General features: G+C 35.1%; 18 protein-coding genes. 3 read left to right on the forward strand and 15 right to left on the reverse strand.

Features of this window, described 5'->3' with window-relative positions; translation table 11 throughout:
- The 6 genes from VNJ50_RS02360 to VNJ50_RS02385 all read right to left on the reverse strand — a co-directional run.
- Nucleotides 1–265, reverse strand: a 265-nt coding sequence (locus VNJ50_RS02360) for an FAD-dependent oxidoreductase (RefSeq protein WP_325578686.1), incomplete at its 3' end; no start/stop codon positions are given.
- 144 nt (nucleotides 266–409) lie between these two features.
- On the reverse strand, nucleotides 410–1,678 hold the full coding sequence (gene kynU / locus VNJ50_RS02365; protein ID WP_325578687.1) for a kynureninase: 1,269 nt from the start codon (nucleotides 1,676–1,678) through the stop codon (nucleotides 410–412).
- A gap of 301 nt (nucleotides 1,679–1,979) precedes the next feature.
- The gene (locus tag VNJ50_RS02370; RefSeq protein ID WP_325578688.1) at nucleotides 1,980–2,645 is read right to left on the reverse strand and encodes a hypothetical protein; all 666 of its coding nucleotides are present in this window, start codon (nucleotides 2,643–2,645) and stop codon (nucleotides 1,980–1,982) included.
- A 52-nt stretch (nucleotides 2,646–2,697) separates the two neighbouring features.
- Complete coding sequence (msrA, locus tag VNJ50_RS02375; protein WP_325578689.1) at nucleotides 2,698–3,348, reverse strand: peptide-methionine (S)-S-oxide reductase MsrA; 651 nt, start codon at nucleotides 3,346–3,348, stop codon at nucleotides 2,698–2,700.
- A gap of 124 nt (nucleotides 3,349–3,472) precedes the next feature.
- The gene (locus VNJ50_RS02380) at nucleotides 3,473–4,255 is read right to left on the reverse strand and encodes a zinc ribbon domain-containing protein (protein ID WP_325578691.1); all 783 of its coding nucleotides are present in this window, start codon (nucleotides 4,253–4,255) and stop codon (nucleotides 3,473–3,475) included.
- A gap of 2 nt (nucleotides 4,256–4,257) precedes the next feature.
- Complete coding sequence (locus tag VNJ50_RS02385) at nucleotides 4,258–5,352, reverse strand: Nif3-like dinuclear metal center hexameric protein (RefSeq protein ID WP_325578693.1); 1,095 nt, start codon at nucleotides 5,350–5,352, stop codon at nucleotides 4,258–4,260.
- A gap of 74 nt (nucleotides 5,353–5,426) precedes the next feature.
- Here VNJ50_RS02385 and VNJ50_RS02390 point away from each other — a divergent pair, with 74 nt between their 5' ends.
- Nucleotides 5,427–5,975, forward strand: a complete 549-nt coding sequence (locus tag VNJ50_RS02390) for a hypothetical protein (RefSeq protein ID WP_325578695.1) — start codon at nucleotides 5,427–5,429, stop codon at nucleotides 5,973–5,975.
- 71 nt (nucleotides 5,976–6,046) lie between these two features.
- Nucleotides 6,047–7,057 carry a tetraacyldisaccharide 4'-kinase gene (gene lpxK, locus VNJ50_RS02395; protein ID WP_325578697.1) on the forward strand — a complete coding sequence of 337 codons (1,011 nt, stop codon included), beginning with the start codon at nucleotides 6,047–6,049 and terminating at the stop codon, nucleotides 7,055–7,057.
- On the opposite strand, the gene VNJ50_RS02400 is transcribed toward lpxK, so the two are convergent.
- The 7 genes from VNJ50_RS02400 to VNJ50_RS02430 form a co-directional block, all read right to left on the reverse strand.
- The gene (locus tag VNJ50_RS02400) at nucleotides 7,047–9,275 is read right to left on the reverse strand and encodes an ATP-binding protein (RefSeq protein WP_325578699.1); all 2,229 of its coding nucleotides are present in this window, start codon (nucleotides 9,273–9,275) and stop codon (nucleotides 7,047–7,049) included. The genes lpxK and VNJ50_RS02400 overlap by 11 nt on opposite strands.
- A gap of 49 nt (nucleotides 9,276–9,324) precedes the next feature.
- Complete coding sequence (gene gap, locus VNJ50_RS02405) at nucleotides 9,325–10,320, reverse strand: type I glyceraldehyde-3-phosphate dehydrogenase (RefSeq protein ID WP_325578701.1); 996 nt, start codon at nucleotides 10,318–10,320, stop codon at nucleotides 9,325–9,327.
- A complete protein-coding gene (gene lipA, locus VNJ50_RS02410) occupies nucleotides 10,320–11,198 on the reverse strand; it encodes a lipoyl synthase (protein ID WP_325578703.1) in 879 nt (292 codons plus the stop codon). Before lipA ends, gap begins: the two co-directional genes overlap by 1 nt.
- 53 nt (nucleotides 11,199–11,251) lie before the next feature.
- Nucleotides 11,252–12,466 carry an Nramp family divalent metal transporter gene (locus tag VNJ50_RS02415; RefSeq protein WP_325578705.1) on the reverse strand — a complete coding sequence of 405 codons (1,215 nt, stop codon included), beginning with the start codon at nucleotides 12,464–12,466 and terminating at the stop codon, nucleotides 11,252–11,254.
- 6 nt (nucleotides 12,467–12,472) lie between these two features.
- Nucleotides 12,473–13,015 carry a sigma-70 family RNA polymerase sigma factor gene (locus VNJ50_RS02420; RefSeq protein ID WP_325578707.1) on the reverse strand — a complete coding sequence of 181 codons (543 nt, stop codon included), beginning with the start codon at nucleotides 13,013–13,015 and terminating at the stop codon, nucleotides 12,473–12,475.
- On the reverse strand, nucleotides 13,006–14,010 hold the full coding sequence (locus VNJ50_RS02425) for a glycosyltransferase (RefSeq protein ID WP_325578709.1): 1,005 nt from the start codon (nucleotides 14,008–14,010) through the stop codon (nucleotides 13,006–13,008). Before VNJ50_RS02425 ends, VNJ50_RS02420 begins: the two co-directional genes overlap by 10 nt.
- A 114-nt stretch (nucleotides 14,011–14,124) precedes the next feature.
- Nucleotides 14,125–14,328 carry a membrane or secreted protein gene (locus VNJ50_RS02430; protein WP_325578710.1) on the reverse strand — a complete coding sequence of 68 codons (204 nt, stop codon included), beginning with the start codon at nucleotides 14,326–14,328 and terminating at the stop codon, nucleotides 14,125–14,127.
- Nucleotides 14,329–14,508: 180 nt separating this feature from the next.
- Here VNJ50_RS02430 and aqpZ point away from each other — a divergent pair, with 180 nt between their 5' ends.
- Nucleotides 14,509–15,198 (forward strand): aquaporin Z, encoded by a 690-nt coding sequence (aqpZ, locus tag VNJ50_RS02435; protein WP_325578793.1) that lies wholly within the window; start codon nucleotides 14,509–14,511, stop codon nucleotides 15,196–15,198.
- Nucleotides 15,199–15,283: 85 nt separating this feature from the next.
- Here aqpZ and VNJ50_RS02440 read toward each other — a convergent pair whose 3' ends face one another.
- Nucleotides 15,284–16,099: an anti-sigma factor gene (locus tag VNJ50_RS02440; protein WP_325578712.1), complete on the reverse strand. Its 816-nt coding sequence runs from the start codon at nucleotides 16,097–16,099 to the stop codon at nucleotides 15,284–15,286.
- 11 nt (nucleotides 16,100–16,110) lie between these two features.
- The gene (locus VNJ50_RS02445; RefSeq protein ID WP_325578714.1) at nucleotides 16,111–16,641 is read right to left on the reverse strand and encodes an RNA polymerase sigma factor; all 531 of its coding nucleotides are present in this window, start codon (nucleotides 16,639–16,641) and stop codon (nucleotides 16,111–16,113) included.
- Nucleotides 16,642–16,686: the final 45 nt, after the last annotated feature.

A 16,686-nucleotide genomic window follows, 5' to 3' on the forward strand; every position in this document is an offset into this window, starting at 1 on the left:
TTCCTTCAACATCATGCAACATTCTGCCAGTCATAGGGATACATAAGGTTTTAACTTTTTCTTCAATACCCACAAGTTTCATGGCTTTAATACCTCTGTCTGAAAGTGCTAAATTGATCGATCGGCCGGCGCTGATATTTACTTTTCGTAAATCGGGGCGCATTTCATTTACAGTTACATTATAACCACGTTGACCTAAACGCAAAGCCAATAAGCTGCCGCAAAGTCCGGCACCAATGATGAGTATGTTTTGTTGTTTTTTCATGGTATTTCCCGCGAAGGCAGGAATTTTATTAACTTCCTGCGAAGGCAGGAATCTTATTATTGTTGTTATTAGACCTACAAGGTTTTTGAAACCTTGCAGGTTTGTTTTTGGAACCTTGCAAGTCCGTTTTGAAAACCTTGCAGGTTATTTTAATATGTTCTTCAATTTCTCCACTAAATAATATACATCCTGAAACGAATTGTACAATGGCACAGGTGCACAACGAATGACATCAGGCTCGCGCCAATCACTGATAACGCCAGTTTCCGTAAGTTGATGATGTAAATTTTTATCAGCATTTTTTACTTGAATGGATAATTGGCATCCACGTTCGTCAGGATTTGATGGTGTGATGATTTTGATGGCGTCATTATTCAATTCATTGATTAAAAACTCAAAATATCCTGTAAGCTTTTTTGATTTTTCTATGAGTTTATCCATACCAACTTCTTCAAAAATAGCCAAAGACGCTCTGATAGCAGCCATTGATAAAATTGGCGGATTGCTCAATTGCCAACCTTCAGCTCCTGGAAGTTGGTCAAATTGATCGCGCATTTTAAAACGTGTTTCCTTGTTATGGCTCCACCAACCCGCAAAACGGTTGAGATTTTTGTTATAAGCATGACGTTCATGCACAAAACAACCTCCCAAACTTCCTGGGCCCGAATTGAGATATTTATAAGTACACCAAACGGCAAAATCAGCACCAGAATCATGAAGGTCCAATTTCACATTTCCAGCGCCATGAGCACAGTCAAATCCAACCATGCAGCCGTGTTTATGACTGAGTTGTGTAATCCGTTTTAAATCGAAAAGCTGTCCGGTATAATAATTAACACCACCAATCATGACTAAAGCGATTTCATGACCTTGCGTTTCCAGAATCGATTCGAAATCGTCATAATTGGCTAATTCTTCATTTTTTCTAGCTTTCCAAAGAATTATGCCATCTTTTGGATCAAAACCATGATGGCGTAATTGGGTTTCTACAGCATATTTATCGGATGGAAAAGCATCGGCCTCAATCAGGATTTTGTAACGTTTTTTAGTGGGTCTATAAAAGGATACCATCATCAAATGAAGATTGGCTGTCAAGGTGTTCATGACGACAACTTCAATGGGTTTTGCGCCAACTACTTTGGCCATGCTTTCAGTTAAAAATTCGTGGTAACCTATCCAAGGATGTTTGGCTTGCGTATGACCTTCTACACCTAAATTTGCCCAATCGTCCAGTTCTTGTTTAATATAATCGGCGGTTGATTTCGGCTGGAGTCCAAGTGAGTTCCCGGTCATATAGATCAAATCCTTTCCATGTTTGTCTTTAGGAATGTAAAAACGATTTCTGTACGATGCTAAAGTATCGTTTTGATCCTGTTGTTTAGCGTAGTCTATACCTGGTTTATAGTGTGACAAGTTGTGTTGTTTTTCGGATTCACACAAAAATAGGAATTATAAGTATAAAAATGATGCCTGAAAAGCATGGATATCAAATGAAAAAAATATTCAGTAATTAAAAATGAATTAACGATAAAACCAGTTTGTAATCATTGTTTTGGATGAATATCAAAACAAAAAGAACTTCAACTTTATAAAGTGGAAGTTCTTTTAATATATAGACGCAAACTGCGGAATAGTTTTTTAAGATATAATATATACGATTTTTAACGCAGTTTTGGATGTCGTTTTTATGAACTTTACTTGATTTTTTTAATAATTAATTTTCAACTTTGATATTGGTAAAATGGAGTTTCCAATTGGCATTAGGTTGTTTGTGGGTTTTTGCGATTTTTATACCATTAAAATCCTCATAATCTTCCCAAGTTGCAATTAATGAAGGTTCAGCTGAATTTCCTTTCCTATAAATCCATTCTTTTAAGAGGAAATCATCACCAAAATATAAGTCATACGCATCGCCAGGCGTGTAACCACCTTCATTAGGATAGGTAATTGTTATTTTGTTCAATTGGGATTTGCTAATAGGAGCTTCAGTTATAGAGGATTCGGAAATGGTGGCTGAGGTATCCCAAACCAATTGAAAAGGTACCAACAACCAAAATTTATCGTTGATAAAGGCTTTGTCAGCATTCATAGAAGTGCTATCCACCGATTTTCGATTATAAACCACGGTGTCATTTTTTGAAATCAATCTGATGTCATCTGTTTTGGGATTCCAGTTCCAAGATCTTTTAAAATGGGTGGTATCTCTTTCAACATTAAAGGTAAATTGGATTTCAGATACGTTTTTCCAATTTTGAAAACCATTGGCATTGGCTATTTTTTCAGCCGTTGACCATTCTTTTTCAATGGTTTTTGGTTTTTCTTCATGTTTACAAGAAAAAAGAAAGGCTAGAGCTCCAAATAAAATCAGTGTGTTTTTCATTGGTTTAATTTTATATAAAGTTAAGAATATATGATTGAGTAGTTTTGAAAACTTATTCTTTTATTAACTCTGGGAATTTTGCTTTAAAGCGTTCATATCTTGGGATGGATACATTTTTGATATATGGATCATCGGGATGTTTTTTTTCATAATCCTGATGGTAATCTTCCGCAACCCAAAATTTCTGAAATGGATAAATTTCTGCCGCAATGGTTGCATTTAGTTTTTTGGCCAACGCCGTTTTCTTTGCTTCAATAATTTCTTTTTGTTCGGCATTTTGATAAAAAATAATAGAGCGGTATTGTGAGCCTTTATCATTGCCTTGACCATTGATCTGCGTCGGGTTTTGGGATGCGAAATAGACATCTACCAAGGTTGAAAAACTGATAATTTTTGGATCGTAAATAACTTCTACAGTTTCGGCATGTCCAGTTTTTCCGGTATTACTAGATTCATACGTTGGATTTTTGGTATGACCGCCGGAATAACCGCTAATAACTTCGTTCACGCCTTTAATGTGTTCATAAATGTTTTCAACGCACCAAAAACAGCCACTTGCAAAATAGGCTTTTGCATTTCCGTTTTGGAGTGGTATTTCAATTGGTGCCGCCGTTACAACAGCTTGTTGTTTAGGATTGGTTTGTGCCTTGTTTTGACAGCTGAATAAAAATATAACGGATATTGATAAGACAAGTGATTTCATAACTTTGGATTTGATCCTAAACGATAGGTTTATCTTGTAAAACTTAAGATTTACGTACTAAAGTTACGTTAAAATAAAAAGCCCTTACAATATGTAAAGGCTTTTAACTCTAATTTATAATTGTTTAGCTTAATTTTGCAAACAGTTTTTCCATTTTTTCTCTTTGTTCGTCAGCCAGTTCCGCATCAACCAAAATACGTCCACTATGCTCATCGGTAATCACTTTTTTACGAGAAGCAATCTCAACTTGTACTTGTGGCGGTATGGTGAAGAAAGAACCACCAGAAGCGCCTCTTTCAATAGCCACAACGGCTAAGCCATTTTTAACGTTTTGTCTAATTCTGCGGTAAGCATTCACCAAACGTTCATCAATTGAATTTTGATATTCTTCAGATTTTTTAATCAATGCGTTTTCTTCTTTTTCAGTTTCGGCCAAAATAGCATTCAACTCACCTTTTTTGTGTTTTAAATGAGATAAACGATCTTTTAAACGCTCTTTTGTTTCAGAAATAACTTCTTTTTTCTGTTCTATTTGAACTTTAAATTCTTTGATGTGCTTTTCCGCTAATTCAATTTCCAGTTCTTGAAATTCAATTTCTTTTGTAATCGAATTGAACTCTCTGTTATTTCTAACGTTTTCTTGCTGTTCAGCGTATTTTTTGATCAAGGCTTTTGCTTCCTCAATAAGATTCTTTTTTGATTTGATGTTCTCATCAAACAAGGTAAGGCCATCATTTAATTTCTCAAGTCTAGTATTAAGTCCTTCAACTTCATCTTCTAAATCTCTTACTTCTAAAGGAAGTTCACCTCTAATATTTCGGATTTCGTCAACTCTTGAATCAATAAGTTGTAAGTCGTACAATGCTCTTAATCTGTCTTCAATAGAAAGTTCAGCTTTTTTTGCCATAATTATAAATACTTTACAGGATTGGTGTTTATCGTCGATAAAACGACTGCAAAATTAGTAATTTTTTTTGAGAGATACTCAGCTAAAAAGTTTTTTGTGAACTGCTCACTTTCATAATGGCCAATGTCGGCTAAAATCACCTCGTTTTCGGCAGAAAAAAAGTCGTGGTATTTTAAATCTGAAGTGATAAAAACATCCGCCTTTGCTGACTTTGCCGCCGAAATAGCAAAACTTCCAGAGCCTCCAAGTACAGCAATTCGCTTGACTTTATTTTTAGTTAATTTTGAGTGTTTTATACAAGAAACATTCATTTTTTGCTTTACAAAATCTAGGAATTCTTCGGTTTTTATGTCTTTTTCAAGTTCGCCGACCATTCCCATCCCAATATGTTGGTTGTAATTGTCTAAAGTGGTGATTTCAAACGCTACTTCTTCATAGCTATGATTTTCAAAAAGTGCTTTGAGGATGTTGCGTTCCAAGTGTTTTTGGAAGGTGACAGAAATTTGGGTTTCTTGTTCTTTCATATATTCGCCACGTTGACCAACTTTTGGATTCGATATTTCATTGCCTTTAAAAGTGCCAATGCCATTGGTATTAAAACTACAATTTTCATAATTTCCAATGTTGCCGGCACCTGCATCAAACAATGCTTTTCTTAAGGTTTCGGCTTCCATTTGTGGGACATAAGTGGTGAGTTTTTTGATGGTCGAAGGTTGAGGTAAGAGAATTTTTTTATTTTTTATACCCAAAGTATCGCAAATAATGCTGTTAACACCTTTAAAACAATTGTCTAATGCAGTATGTATGGCATAAATGGCAATGTCGTGTTTAATAGCTTTAAGCACAGTGCGTTCTACGTAATTTGAGCCGTTAAGTTTTTTTATACCTTTGAAGATGATGGGATGAAAGCTGACAATCAGATTGCATTTTTCTGCAATAGCCTCATCAACAACGCTTTCTAGAGTATCTAAAGTAATTAAAACACCAGTAAGTGGCGTATTTCTATTTCCTACCAGTAAGCCAACATTGTCAAAATCTTCGGCATATGTAAGTGGTGCCAATTCTTCAAGATAGGTGATCACATCCTGGATTATCATATAGTTTTTAGTTTTTAGGTTCTTCACAAAGATAAATTATTATACTTTCGTAGTAAACAAGTACTTTGATTATTATGAAATACACACTTATTCTCGTTTTTTTGATTAGTTTATTGAGTTGTCAGTCTGGCAAAAAACAAGCCTCCGAAGGTGATGCTTTACCAATGGAACTTCCAGATTCTGATGCGGAACTGCCCAATACCGATTTGTATGAACCTTTAGAAAGTGAAATGTCTTCTGCTGATGAAAATTATCAAGCTGGACTTGATTTTATCAATTCATATATTGAAAGTATTGGCCAACTTGAAATTTTGGAATTCGTTAAAAATTCGCCACTTGCCACTGAAAAACTAAAATCGGAATTGGAAAATATGTTAATTGCAGCTTGGGAGGAAAACCCTAAAATAGGCTTCTTATCGGACCCTTTGTTTGATGCGCAAGATTATCCGCCAATGGGTTTTGAGCTTGATGAGTTTGATCCAGAAACAGGTTATCTTCTTGCAAAAGGTATTGAATGGGAGGATTTTAAAGTTGCTTTGAGAGTCGTGAATGTAGATGGTCATATTTTGGTAGATGGCTGTGGCGAAGTTAATATTCCTGAAGGCAAGCGAGCCGAACGCTAATATTTTCTGAGCATTGTTGTTTATAAAACATAATTGTCGGTATTTTCCTAATCTGCTATAAGTTTATCTTCATGATAAAAATATTAAGATATTTACTTTTTCCGATTGTTCCCATTTATTACTTGGTAACCTGGTTGCGAAATAAACTCTATGATTTCGGAATTAAAAAATCTACGTCGTATGATTTTCCAGTGATTTGTGTTGGAAATTTGAGTGTTGGCGGCACAGGAAAAACGCCAATGATTGAATATTTAATTCGTTTATTAAAAACCGATTACCGTATTGCCACGCTAAGTAGAGGCTATAAACGGCAAACTAAAGGTTTTGTTGTGGCCGATACAAATGCGACTGCAAATACCATAGGTGATGAGCCTTTTCAGTTTTATCAAAAGTTTGATGACGTCATAGTCAGTGTGGATGCCGATAGAGTCCACGGTATTTCAGAATTAATGGCATTACAAAATCCGCCAGAAATGATATTGCTTGATGATGCATATCAGCATCGAAAAGTCAAAGCTGGTTTTTATATCTTATTAACCTCTTATGATGATATTTATACAGATGATATCTTATTGCCAACAGGCAATTTAAGAGAACCTAGACAAGGTGCAAGGCGTGCCGATATTATTGTGGTGACCAAATGTCCAGAAAATTTATCGGAATCAGATAAGGAAAAAATCAGACGTAAAATTAATCCTTTGCAACATCAGGAGGTGTTTTTTGCAAGTATTTCTTATTCTGAATATATAAGTAATAGTGAGCATCAAATGGATTTAAAAATCCTAAATAATAAACCATTTACATTGGTTACTGGGATTGCCAATCCAAAGACTTTGGTAAGTTATTTAAAGTCGTTGAACTTGGAGTTCGAACATTTAAATTTTAAGGATCATCACGATTTTAGTGCAATGGAAATTGACCGTTTAAAACAAAAATCGCTGATTGTTACAACAGAAAAAGATATGATGCGACTCCAACCTTATTTTAATAAAGAGGAAGCCATTTATTGTCTTCCTATCGAAATAAAAATCGATAGGCCAATTCAATTTAATGCTTTAGTAAGGAGTTTTGTTAAATCTTAGTCGAATTAGTTGCCTTTTTTAGCACGTTATACAGTTTGTTTTCAAAATCTTCTTGCTTGAAAGGTTTGGAGATGATGTCATCAAATCCTGCATCTTCAAATTCCTGCATTTTATCTTCAATGGTAACAGCCGTTAGCGCAAAAATTGTAAGTTCCTTATCAAAGGTCCTAATAATTTTTGTGGCTTCAATACCACTAATTCCTGGCATGTGAATGTCCATTAAAACAATGTCATATTGTTCTAATTTAACACGATCCACTGCATCTTCACCGTTATCAACAACATCACAGTAAAGGTTCATTTTGTTTAAAATCTTCCGGGTTATCATTTGGTTGATCTTGTTGTCTTCCACAACCAAAATTTTGATGTTCGTCAAGTCCAAAGTACTAATTTTATTAAGGGTTTTTGGTTTCTCGGTGATTGAAGGTTCCGGTGTAAATGTCATCGGAATTTCAAAAGTAAAGGTCGATCCTTTGCCAAGTTCGCTGGTTAAGTAAATTTTTCCTTTTAATATGTCAATTAATCCTTTTACGATAGAAAGTCCAAGTCCAGTACCACCGTATTTTCTGTTGATTTGAATAGAACCTTGTGAAAAACTTTCGAACATGTGCTCTTGTTTTTCTTTTGTAATTCCGATGCCGTTATCTTCTATTTCAAATCTTATGACATAATTATCGCCTTCTTGACTTTGTTTTGATAATCGTATCCATATATCTCCATTTTTTGTGAATTTGATAGCATTTCCGATAAGATTTATCAAAATTTGGGAGATTTTCAATTGGTCGGCTACATAAGTTAGCGGAAGATCGGGGTCATATTTATAGTGAAGTTTCGTATTATTATCTGCTGCCGAATTACTCAAAGCAGCGATAACATTTTTTACTTTTTTATTGAGATTGAACAGTTCAGGATCCAATTCTACCTTATTGGCTTCAATCTTATTAATTTGGAGAATGTCATTTATGAAGGTCAGTAGATATTCTCCTGAAAATTTCAAGGATTTGAGGTGGGACAACTGATGTGGTTTTGGGTCTTCTTCCAAAAGCATATTGGTCAATCCGGTAACGGCGTACAAAGGCGTTCTTAGTTCGTGCGTTACTGTAGATAAAAAGTTGGCCTTTGTTTTAGAGGCCAGTTCAGCCTTTTCTTTGGCAATAATAAGCTCCTCGTTTTTTTTGTGGAGCATATTGTTGATTTTGAGCCTGATATTGTTGTTTTTATAAAGCGATAAAGTTAACAGTGATAAAATTGTAATCAATGCTATACTTAGTATAGTTGTAATTCTTGTTAGGTTATTTGAAGCATCGGCCTCTTCGAGCTTTACTTCCATTTGTTTGAATTCGGATTCTTTATATTTATTTATAACCTGAGAATTGCTTTGTGGATATAGCGTTTTTTGTTTGATGTCAGATAGTGAATCGGATAGGGCTATGTATTTTTTTAAATACTCGTTAGCAAGTTTATAGTTTTCTTTCTCTTGATAAATTTCACTAAAATTAAAATAACTGTCGTTGATCTGTTCTGGAGTGTTATTGCTTTTTGCCAATTTAAAGCCTTGTTCTGTATCAGAAAGTGCTAAGTCTAAATTTCCAAGTTTGTAATGGACCTTTCCGCTTAGGATATAGGCGTTGCCCAAAACAACCGATTGTTTGTGTTTTTTGGCTAAAACGATCGTTTTTTCTAATATTGATTTTGCTGTTTTATAATCTTCCAGCAATACATAAACTTTAGCTTCGTTTAAACTGATGTCTGTTATTTGACGTTCAAGATTTTCATCTTCAAGCAAAGACTTTGCTGAATGAAAGTAGTCTAAGGCAGTTTGATACTCTTTATTACTTGTGTTAAGGATGCCGTGCACATTATAGGTGATGGCCAAATTGGCATAATCGTTGGTTTCTCTTTGTAGTTCAGCAGCTTTGGTAAGCGAAACTAAGGCATCTTCAACGTTTTCGGCGATAAACTGTATTTTAGCAATTCTTGTAAGTATGATACCTTGCTGTTTTTTGTCATCAATCTTTTTTGAAAGTTCTAAGGCCTTGTAAAGGTTTTCGTTGGCATTAAAATAATCACCGCGCTCCATTTCAAAACTAGATTGTGTTATGAAGTTTTGAATGTTCATTTGAAGAATATCAATATCTTCTTCCATGACGCTTTGTGAAAGCAATGTAGAGGTGAATAATACTAAAAAAGTAACAATATAGAATTTTAATCGAGGCATTTTTGGCTACTTTGTAAAACAAATATAATTATTTATTCGACAAAAGTATTTATTTCCTCGACAAATTACGTATTAAATCTAAAATTCTACTGGAATATCCTGTTTCGTTATCATACCAACCTATAATTTTGATCATCTTGCCAATAACGGAGGTCATTTGTGCATCAAAAATACAAGAGTGGGTATTGCCAACAATGTCTATAGAAACTATAGGATCTTCGGTATATTCCAAGATGCCTTTTAAGTAGGTTTCGGAAGCTTTTTTAAAGGCCAAGTTAATATCTTCGATAGATACGGTTTTTTCAACATTAAAGGTGATATCGGTTAAAGAGCCATTTGGAACTGGAACTCGAATACCACAGCCCCCAATAACATCTTGAAGTTCCGGAAAAATTTTAGTCAGCGCTTTAGCAGCTCCCGTTGTAGTGGGTACTATAGATTGGCCGGCGGCACGGGCGCGTCTAAGGTCTTTGTGTGGTTGATCATGCAGGCTTTGGTCGGTAGTATATGAATGTACCGTTGTGATGTATGCTTGTTTAACGCCACAAAGCTCATTGATAACGGCTATCATTGGTGCAGCATTATTGGTAGTGCATGAAGCATTTGAAATGATAAGTTCGTCGCCATTTAAGCTGCTGTCGTTAACACCCAAAACGATTGTTTTTATGGAGTCATCTAACGGTGGTACAGACAAGATAACACGTTTTGCGCCGTTTTTAATGTGTTTATCTAAATCAGTTGTGGTTTTAAATTTTCCGGTAGATTCAATAACAAAATCTACATTATAAGGCGACCAGTTAATGGTGTCAATCTGTTTTTCGTTTAACAGAGGAATTTTTTGATCGTCAAAAATGATATCATTACCATCATGTGAAATATTGTTTTTTAAAACACCGTGAATACTATCGTATTTTAATAAATGACTTAAGGTTCTTGCATCGGCCAAATCATTAATGGCAACAACCTGAATATCCTTTTGTTCCTGAATAAGTCTGAATATGCGCCGACCTATTCTTCCAAATCCGTTAATAGCCACTCTGATCATTAATAAATGTGTTTTTGTGCTTTGTAGGAAGATCTTACCAGGGCACTGCTTTCAACATGTCTAAAACCAAGCTCCAAACCGATGGTTTCATATTCTTTAAATTGCTCCGGAAGGATAAACTGCTTGACAGGTAAATGTTTTTTACTTGGCTGTAAGTATTGACCTATAGTTACCACATCAACATCGTTAGCTCTTAAATCATGAAGAGTTTCAATTACTTCTTCGCGCGTTTCACCCAGGCCTAACATTATACCCGATTTTGTGCGGCGTTGGCCTTGTGATTTCAAATAGTTTAGGACGCCTAGACTTCGGTCATATTTGGCTTGTATCCTGACTTCTCTTGTCAGTCGTCTAACAGTTTCAATATTATGCGAAACTACTTCGGGAGCAACATCAACAATTCGATCAATATGATGTTCTATGCCCTGAAAATCGGGAATTAAAGTTTCTATGGTGATTTCTGGATTCATGCGTCGAACTGCTTTTACCGTTTCTGACCACATGATGCTTCCCATGTCTTTTAAATCATCTCTATCCACACTGGTTAGCACAGCGTGTTTAATGTTCATGAGTTTTATGGAGCGTGCTACTTTTTCGGGTTCGTCCCAATCTAAACTTTCTGGACGTCCTGTTTTTACACCACAAAAGCCACATGACCGTGTGCATATATTTCCTAAAATCATGAATGTGGCAGTTCCTTCACCCCAACATTCGCCCATATTTGGGCAACTTCCTGAAGTACAAATGGTGTTGAGTTTGTAACGATCAACCAAGCTTCTAAGTTCTGTATATTTTTTGCCAATTGGAAGTTTTACCTTTATCCATTTTGGTTTGGCTTGGCGTTCGGGAATGCTATTTGAAACCGATTGTGTACTCATTGTCATTGAAAATTTGCAATGGCAAAGATACGAAGTAAAATTGTAAAAATGGGTTATAGTGTGGTGAGATACCAAATACTAAAGCCTATTAAAAATAGAATTCCTAACCAGCTCAAGATGTGGATGAACATGGATGGTCGCCATTGGGCGGGTGTGTGTTTGCTGCTGATTAGAATATAATTAATAATGGCATAAAAAGGTGCTGTCAAAAATGAAATTATGGTGGCAATTTGTATCAGAAGTCCCATTTCAGATGCTAAAAATACAAATACAGAAATGGTTCCTACGATTAAAATAGAAACCCATAATAAATAATTATGCTTTGAAAATCTATTAAAAAGCAATTCCGAAGTTCTTGCCATAGTTCTTGGTGACGCATCCAAGGTGGTAAGCGTTGTGCTAAACATGGTAGTAAAGGCAGCAATACCAATAATAAGATAAGACCAATTGCCTAAACTTTTTGTGTACATGGCGATTAGTTGGTTGGAAAATTCATCCGCTTTGTTACTAAAAGTATCACCACTATGAAACATGACAAGGGCGCCTAATGAGATAAATCCAAGACCTACTATTATGGTGGCAACGTATCCTACGTTAAAATCGAACAATGACGATTTAACGCCGTAATCCTTATTCACCTTTTGTTTTTCAAGAGCCCAAAGTGATTGCCACACCGAAACATCCAACGGTGCTGGCATCCATCCCATAAAAGCAATCAAAAAGCCGATTTCCAGAGCGTTTTTTGGTAGTACTTGAATAAATGAAGGAGGCTGTCCACTTGTGTTAAAAGCAAGGGCAACAGCAATAATTGTACTTATAGTTAGTGTGATTACAATAACTTTCATCAATTGATCAAGAAACTTGTACTTTCCTCTAATAAGGATAAGGGTACAAATGGCAAGGATGATGATAGCCCATAATTCTGTAGAAATAATGTTTCCAAAAAGTGATGAAGCAATGCCGGCTGTGACAATGGTTACCGTAGTTTGAATGGTAAACATTGTAGCAAATGTGATGATAAAATAAACAATTAAAACACCTTTACCCAATCTTTTATAACCATCCAATAAGCTTTCGCCGGTTGCTAAAGCGTATTTTGGACCAAATTGGAAAAACGGATATTTAAAAATATGTACTATCAATAATGCCCAAACTAGTCCGTAGCCAAAATCGGCCCCTGCTCTTGTAGATTGCACCAAATGGGAAACTCCAATGGCAGCTCCGGCAAATAATAATCCCGGTCCTAATTTTTTTAAACTAATGGACATTACTGGCTATTTAGATAATATTTCAGCTAATAGTTTTTTAGCTCTTAAAAGTTTTACTTTCACATTGTTTATCGGTTCATTAAGTTCTTCAGAAATTTCCTTATAGGTTAATTCTTGAAAATATCTTAAGTTGATAACTTCCTGATAATGTGGTTTTAATTTTTTAATATCACGCAGTAATTTGGCCAGGTTTTGCTTGGTGATCAATTCGTCTTCTGGAGAAGGTGATTCATCAATTATATTATGAAAATCATCGCTGTTGTCATGACTCGACTTTTGGATTGAAGATTTTCTTTTTCTTATCAAGTCAACATGGATGTTTTTTGAAATGGTCGTCAGCCAAGTTTTAAACTCATACGCTTCGTTGTAGGTATCAATTTTATCAAAGGCTTTCGAAAATGTTTGTATGGTAATATCTTCAGCATCATTCTCATTTTCTGTACGCTTCAATTGAAAGCCATAGATGTCATTCCAAAAAAAATCTAACAAGGCATTAAATGCAGATTGGTCGTTCTTTTTTGCCTTCTTGATAATGTCCTTTATTTCCAATGAGTGGGTTTTGAGATGAGATTTTTTATAAATATAGAAAATTGTACTAAAATTAAAAATATTTCAAGAAAAGGAAGAAAAGGAATAAGGTCTTTTTCGCCTAGTTTTTTGGCAGCCAAGGTGACCGAAATAAATGACGCTAAATACCTAACACCTATTAATCCAACAACTATTTCCCAATTAAATAATGTGATAAGTAGGGCAGTGCCTAAAGCCACAAATAGAAATTGTGAAATATAAAATGTTGATAAAATAGCTTTGTGTTTTGATTTATAATGTTTTGCCGTAGTAATGTGTCGGCTTTTTTGTGTTATCCAATCATTGAATGATGTTTTTGGAGTGGATTCTGTGAAGCTATTATTTGATAAACAAATGGTTGTGTTTTCAGCCGATGCAATCTGATTGACAAAAAGATCGTCATCTCCCGATTTGATATGCATGTGATCCATAAAACCTCGGGCTTCAAAAAACAAATCCTTGGTATATGCCATGTTTCTCCCAACACCCATATAAGGATGTCCCAACTTAGCATACGAAAAGTATTGGATGGCGGTCATTAAAGTTTCAAATCGAACTAATTTATTCAAAAATGAGTTTTTAATTTTTGAATAAGCACCATAACCCAAAACAATTTGGTGCGAAGCTGTAAAATGACTGGCCATTTCACTAATCCATTGATTGGAAACGGGTTTGCAATCGGCATCTGTAAATAAGAGGTGGTTATGTGTTGCGGCTTTAATGCCTAAGGTGAGTGCGTATTTTTTGTTGCCCCAAAAGGTTTCAATAGTTTTTACATTTACAATTTTGATGTTGCTATGCTTTGCTTTAAAACGTTCCATGACACTTAACGTTGTGTCGGTAGAGCCATCATTGATTAATACCAATTCAAAATTTGGATAATCTTGATCCAAAATACTCGGTAAAAACAGGTTTAAATTCTCGGCTTCATTTTTGGCACAAACCACCACAGAAATTGGAGGCTTATTGGTAGCCACAGTATTTTCTTTTTTCTGTTTTACTTTAGAAAAAATATAGGCGTAAAAAAAAAGTTGAACGCAAATAACTACAATAAAAATGTAGAAAAGTACATACAATACGATCATTAACCCTTAAGAATGTTGCGGTTCGTTACAGTTTTCAAATTGATCTGGAGTTTTTCCACAGAATCCACATGAGACACCTTCTTTATTGAGCATAGGATTTTGGCTGGCGCAAGTGCCTGCAAATTTCCCGTCTTTTTTTGCCCATAATTTTATAGCAATGCCAGCAACGCCAAGTCCTAAAAGTAGTAATGTAATGAGTAAAAGTTTCATCATCTAAAAGTTTATACAAAGATACATATTTTATATAAGTTAGATTATTTAATCAACCAGTATTTTGACTTAATAAAACATCAAGATTAAAATATTTTGAATCTCATAAATTAGATAACAAAAATCTAAAAATTTAAATATTATTTACTTAGATTTAAGTCTATTAACAATCAAACTTAAATTAAGAAAAAACTATTAGCAGAATTTTTTGGAACTTTTTGGCTCGTTTTCGGTGGTTGTGGAAGTGCAATTTTTGCAGCTGGATTTCCGAATCTCGGTATTGGGTTTGTTGGTGTTGCACTGGCATTTGGTTTAACGGTATTGACCATGGCGTATGCTGTTGGACACATTTCGGGTGCTCATTTTAATCCAGCGGTAACCTTGGGTTTGTGGGCCGGTGGAATGTTTCCCGCCAAAGAGTTAGTTGGTTATATTGTAGCACAATTGATAGGCGCTATTGCTGCGGCAGGAGTATTATATCTTATTGTTTCAGGCAAATCGGACTTTGAGAGTATTGGTGGTTTTGCAGCCAATGGCTATGGTGAATTATCTCCAGGTGGTTATAGCATGGTTTCTGTATTGATTGCAGAATTTGTGTTGACCATGTTTTTCCTGCTTATTATTCTGGGAAGTACCTATCCAAAAGCTCCAGAAGGTTTTGCCGGAATTGCAATCGGACTGGCTTTAACTTTAATTCATTTAATTAGCATTCCTATTTCTAATACTTCGGTTAATCCAGCAAGATCTACAAGTCAGGCGTTATTTGCCGGGGGCGATTATACCGCGCAATTATGGTTGTTTTGGTTAGCACCAATAGCAGGAGCAATAGTTGCAGGGTTTTTGCATAAAACATTTTTCAGCAAACATTAGGTTGATAAAAATAAAATAGGTTGCCTTTTTAGACAGCCTCATTCATTGCAATTTAGAGCCTGTATAAAAATTATAGTTTAAATTTTTAATCGTTTTTTAAGGTGATTTCAGCTACAGAATTGTCGGTATGTGCATTATCCGTAGGTGATCCCGATTTCGGTTCGATGGTAATGCTCAAGCCTAAAGCATTTTCCATATAAGGAATGGTTTTTAGTTTGTTGCGTTCCGATTCATCCAAGATTCCAAGATTTACCATTCGATCCTGTAATTCTGCCCAGATTTGATAGGTTTGATTTTCAGGTAGTTTTGGCAATGAAACCACATCAATCATTGATGTTTTGTCAACCGCATTGATATATGCCACGGTTTTAAGATTTTTTGCTCTTGAATTGCCTCTTAAAACGTATTTTTCAGTTTCTGGATTGTTCAATTTCATAAACTGGAGCATGACGTTCTCAAGTTTATTGTTATTGTCTTCAATGTCACTTCTTAAATCAAAAATTTCGTCAACTACCACTTGGTTTTCATGGGCTAATGATATGTTTTGTTTGTAAAGTAACAGGGACATTCCGGCAAATATCAATGCCGCAATACTTGCCGCAATGCTATACCAAGGCGTACGACTGTGAGTAGGAGCAGAAGATAGCTGAATGACAGGTTGGTCTTCTGTGTTTTTAGCGATTTCTTTAATAACTTCATCCAAAATAAACTTTGGAGCTTTTACAGTGTGCGCTTTTGCTAAGATTTCTAGATTATTTTGAAGTCTTTCAAATTCGGCTTCTACTTCAGGAAATTCAGCAATATAACTTTCAACTTCTAAGTTTTCATTAGGAGTTGTGGTGCCTAGGATATAGCTGTCCAAGAGGCCCGATTCCATAAAAATTTGTAACTTATTTTCCATAATTATAATCTTTAAGGGTTGAAGAGTTTTCGTAAGTCTCTCAAACCAATTTTCAACCTCGATTTTATGGTACCTAATGGAATATCTAATTCGTCACTTGCTTCTTGCTGCGTCATACCTTCAAAAAACAAGGCATTTAGAACTATCTGGTACTTTTCTTCTAGTTTGGTAACGTGTTCTTTTAAATCAAGAACATCCTGATTTAAGCTAACCGTTGGAAGAATATATACGTCTGATTTGTCAATTTGGACTTCTTTATGATAACGATTGTTAAAGCTTCTTAATTTATCGATGGCGGTGTTGCGCGCAATTCGATATAGCCAAGTGAAAAGCTTTGCTTTTTTCGAATCGTATCTTTTTGCATTTTTCCAAACTTTCACAAAGGTTTCTTGCAAGGCGTCTTGGGCCAATTCTTCGTTGTTTGTGATTTTCAAAATGACGCCATAAAGACTGTCCGAATAATTTTCATAAAGTAAATTAATCGCAGCTTCGTCTTCTTTTTCAAGAAGTTGAATGATATGTTCTTCTATTGAATAGCTCAAAAGTTAAAATTTATTTTTAATGTCAGGTTTTAAAAGTCTATCAGC

Source organism: Gelidibacter sp. (genome assembly GCF_035577925.1).
Classification (GTDB): domain Bacteria; phylum Bacteroidota; class Bacteroidia; order Flavobacteriales; family Flavobacteriaceae; genus Gelidibacter.

What these genes read in the sequence shown, in the direction of transcription:
- lipA (WP_325578703.1), bottom strand. Translation starts at nt 11,198, where the DNA reads ATGAGTACACAATCGGTTTCAAATAGCATTCCCGAACGCCAAGCCAAA.
- msrA (WP_325578689.1), bottom strand. Translation starts at nt 3,348, where the DNA reads ATGAAATCACTTGTCTTATCAATATCCGTTATATTTTTATTCAGCTGT.
- VNJ50_RS02385 (WP_325578693.1), bottom strand. Translation starts at nt 5,352, where the DNA reads ATGATAATCCAGGATGTGATCACCTATCTTGAAGAATTGGCACCACTT.
- VNJ50_RS02370 (WP_325578688.1), bottom strand. Translation starts at nt 2,645, where the DNA reads ATGAAAAACACACTGATTTTATTTGGAGCTCTAGCCTTTCTTTTTTCT.
- VNJ50_RS02415 (WP_325578705.1), bottom strand. Translation starts at nt 12,466, where the DNA reads ATGTCCATTAGTTTAAAAAAATTAGGACCGGGATTATTATTTGCCGGA.
- lpxK (WP_325578697.1), top strand. Translation starts at nt 6,047, where the DNA reads ATGATAAAAATATTAAGATATTTACTTTTTCCGATTGTTCCCATTTAT.
- VNJ50_RS02380 (WP_325578691.1), bottom strand. Translation starts at nt 4,255, where the DNA reads ATGGCAAAAAAAGCTGAACTTTCTATTGAAGACAGATTAAGAGCATTG.
- VNJ50_RS02390 (WP_325578695.1), top strand. Translation starts at nt 5,427, where the DNA reads ATGAAATACACACTTATTCTCGTTTTTTTGATTAGTTTATTGAGTTGT.
- VNJ50_RS02400 (WP_325578699.1), bottom strand. Translation starts at nt 9,275, where the DNA reads ATGCCTCGATTAAAATTCTATATTGTTACTTTTTTAGTATTATTCACC.
- gap (WP_325578701.1), bottom strand. Translation starts at nt 10,320, where the DNA reads ATGATCAGAGTGGCTATTAACGGATTTGGAAGAATAGGTCGGCGCATA.
- VNJ50_RS02440 (WP_325578712.1), bottom strand. Translation starts at nt 16,099, where the DNA reads ATGGAAAATAAGTTACAAATTTTTATGGAATCGGGCCTCTTGGACAGC.
- VNJ50_RS02430 (WP_325578710.1), bottom strand. Translation starts at nt 14,328, where the DNA reads ATGAAACTTTTACTCATTACATTACTACTTTTAGGACTTGGCGTTGCT.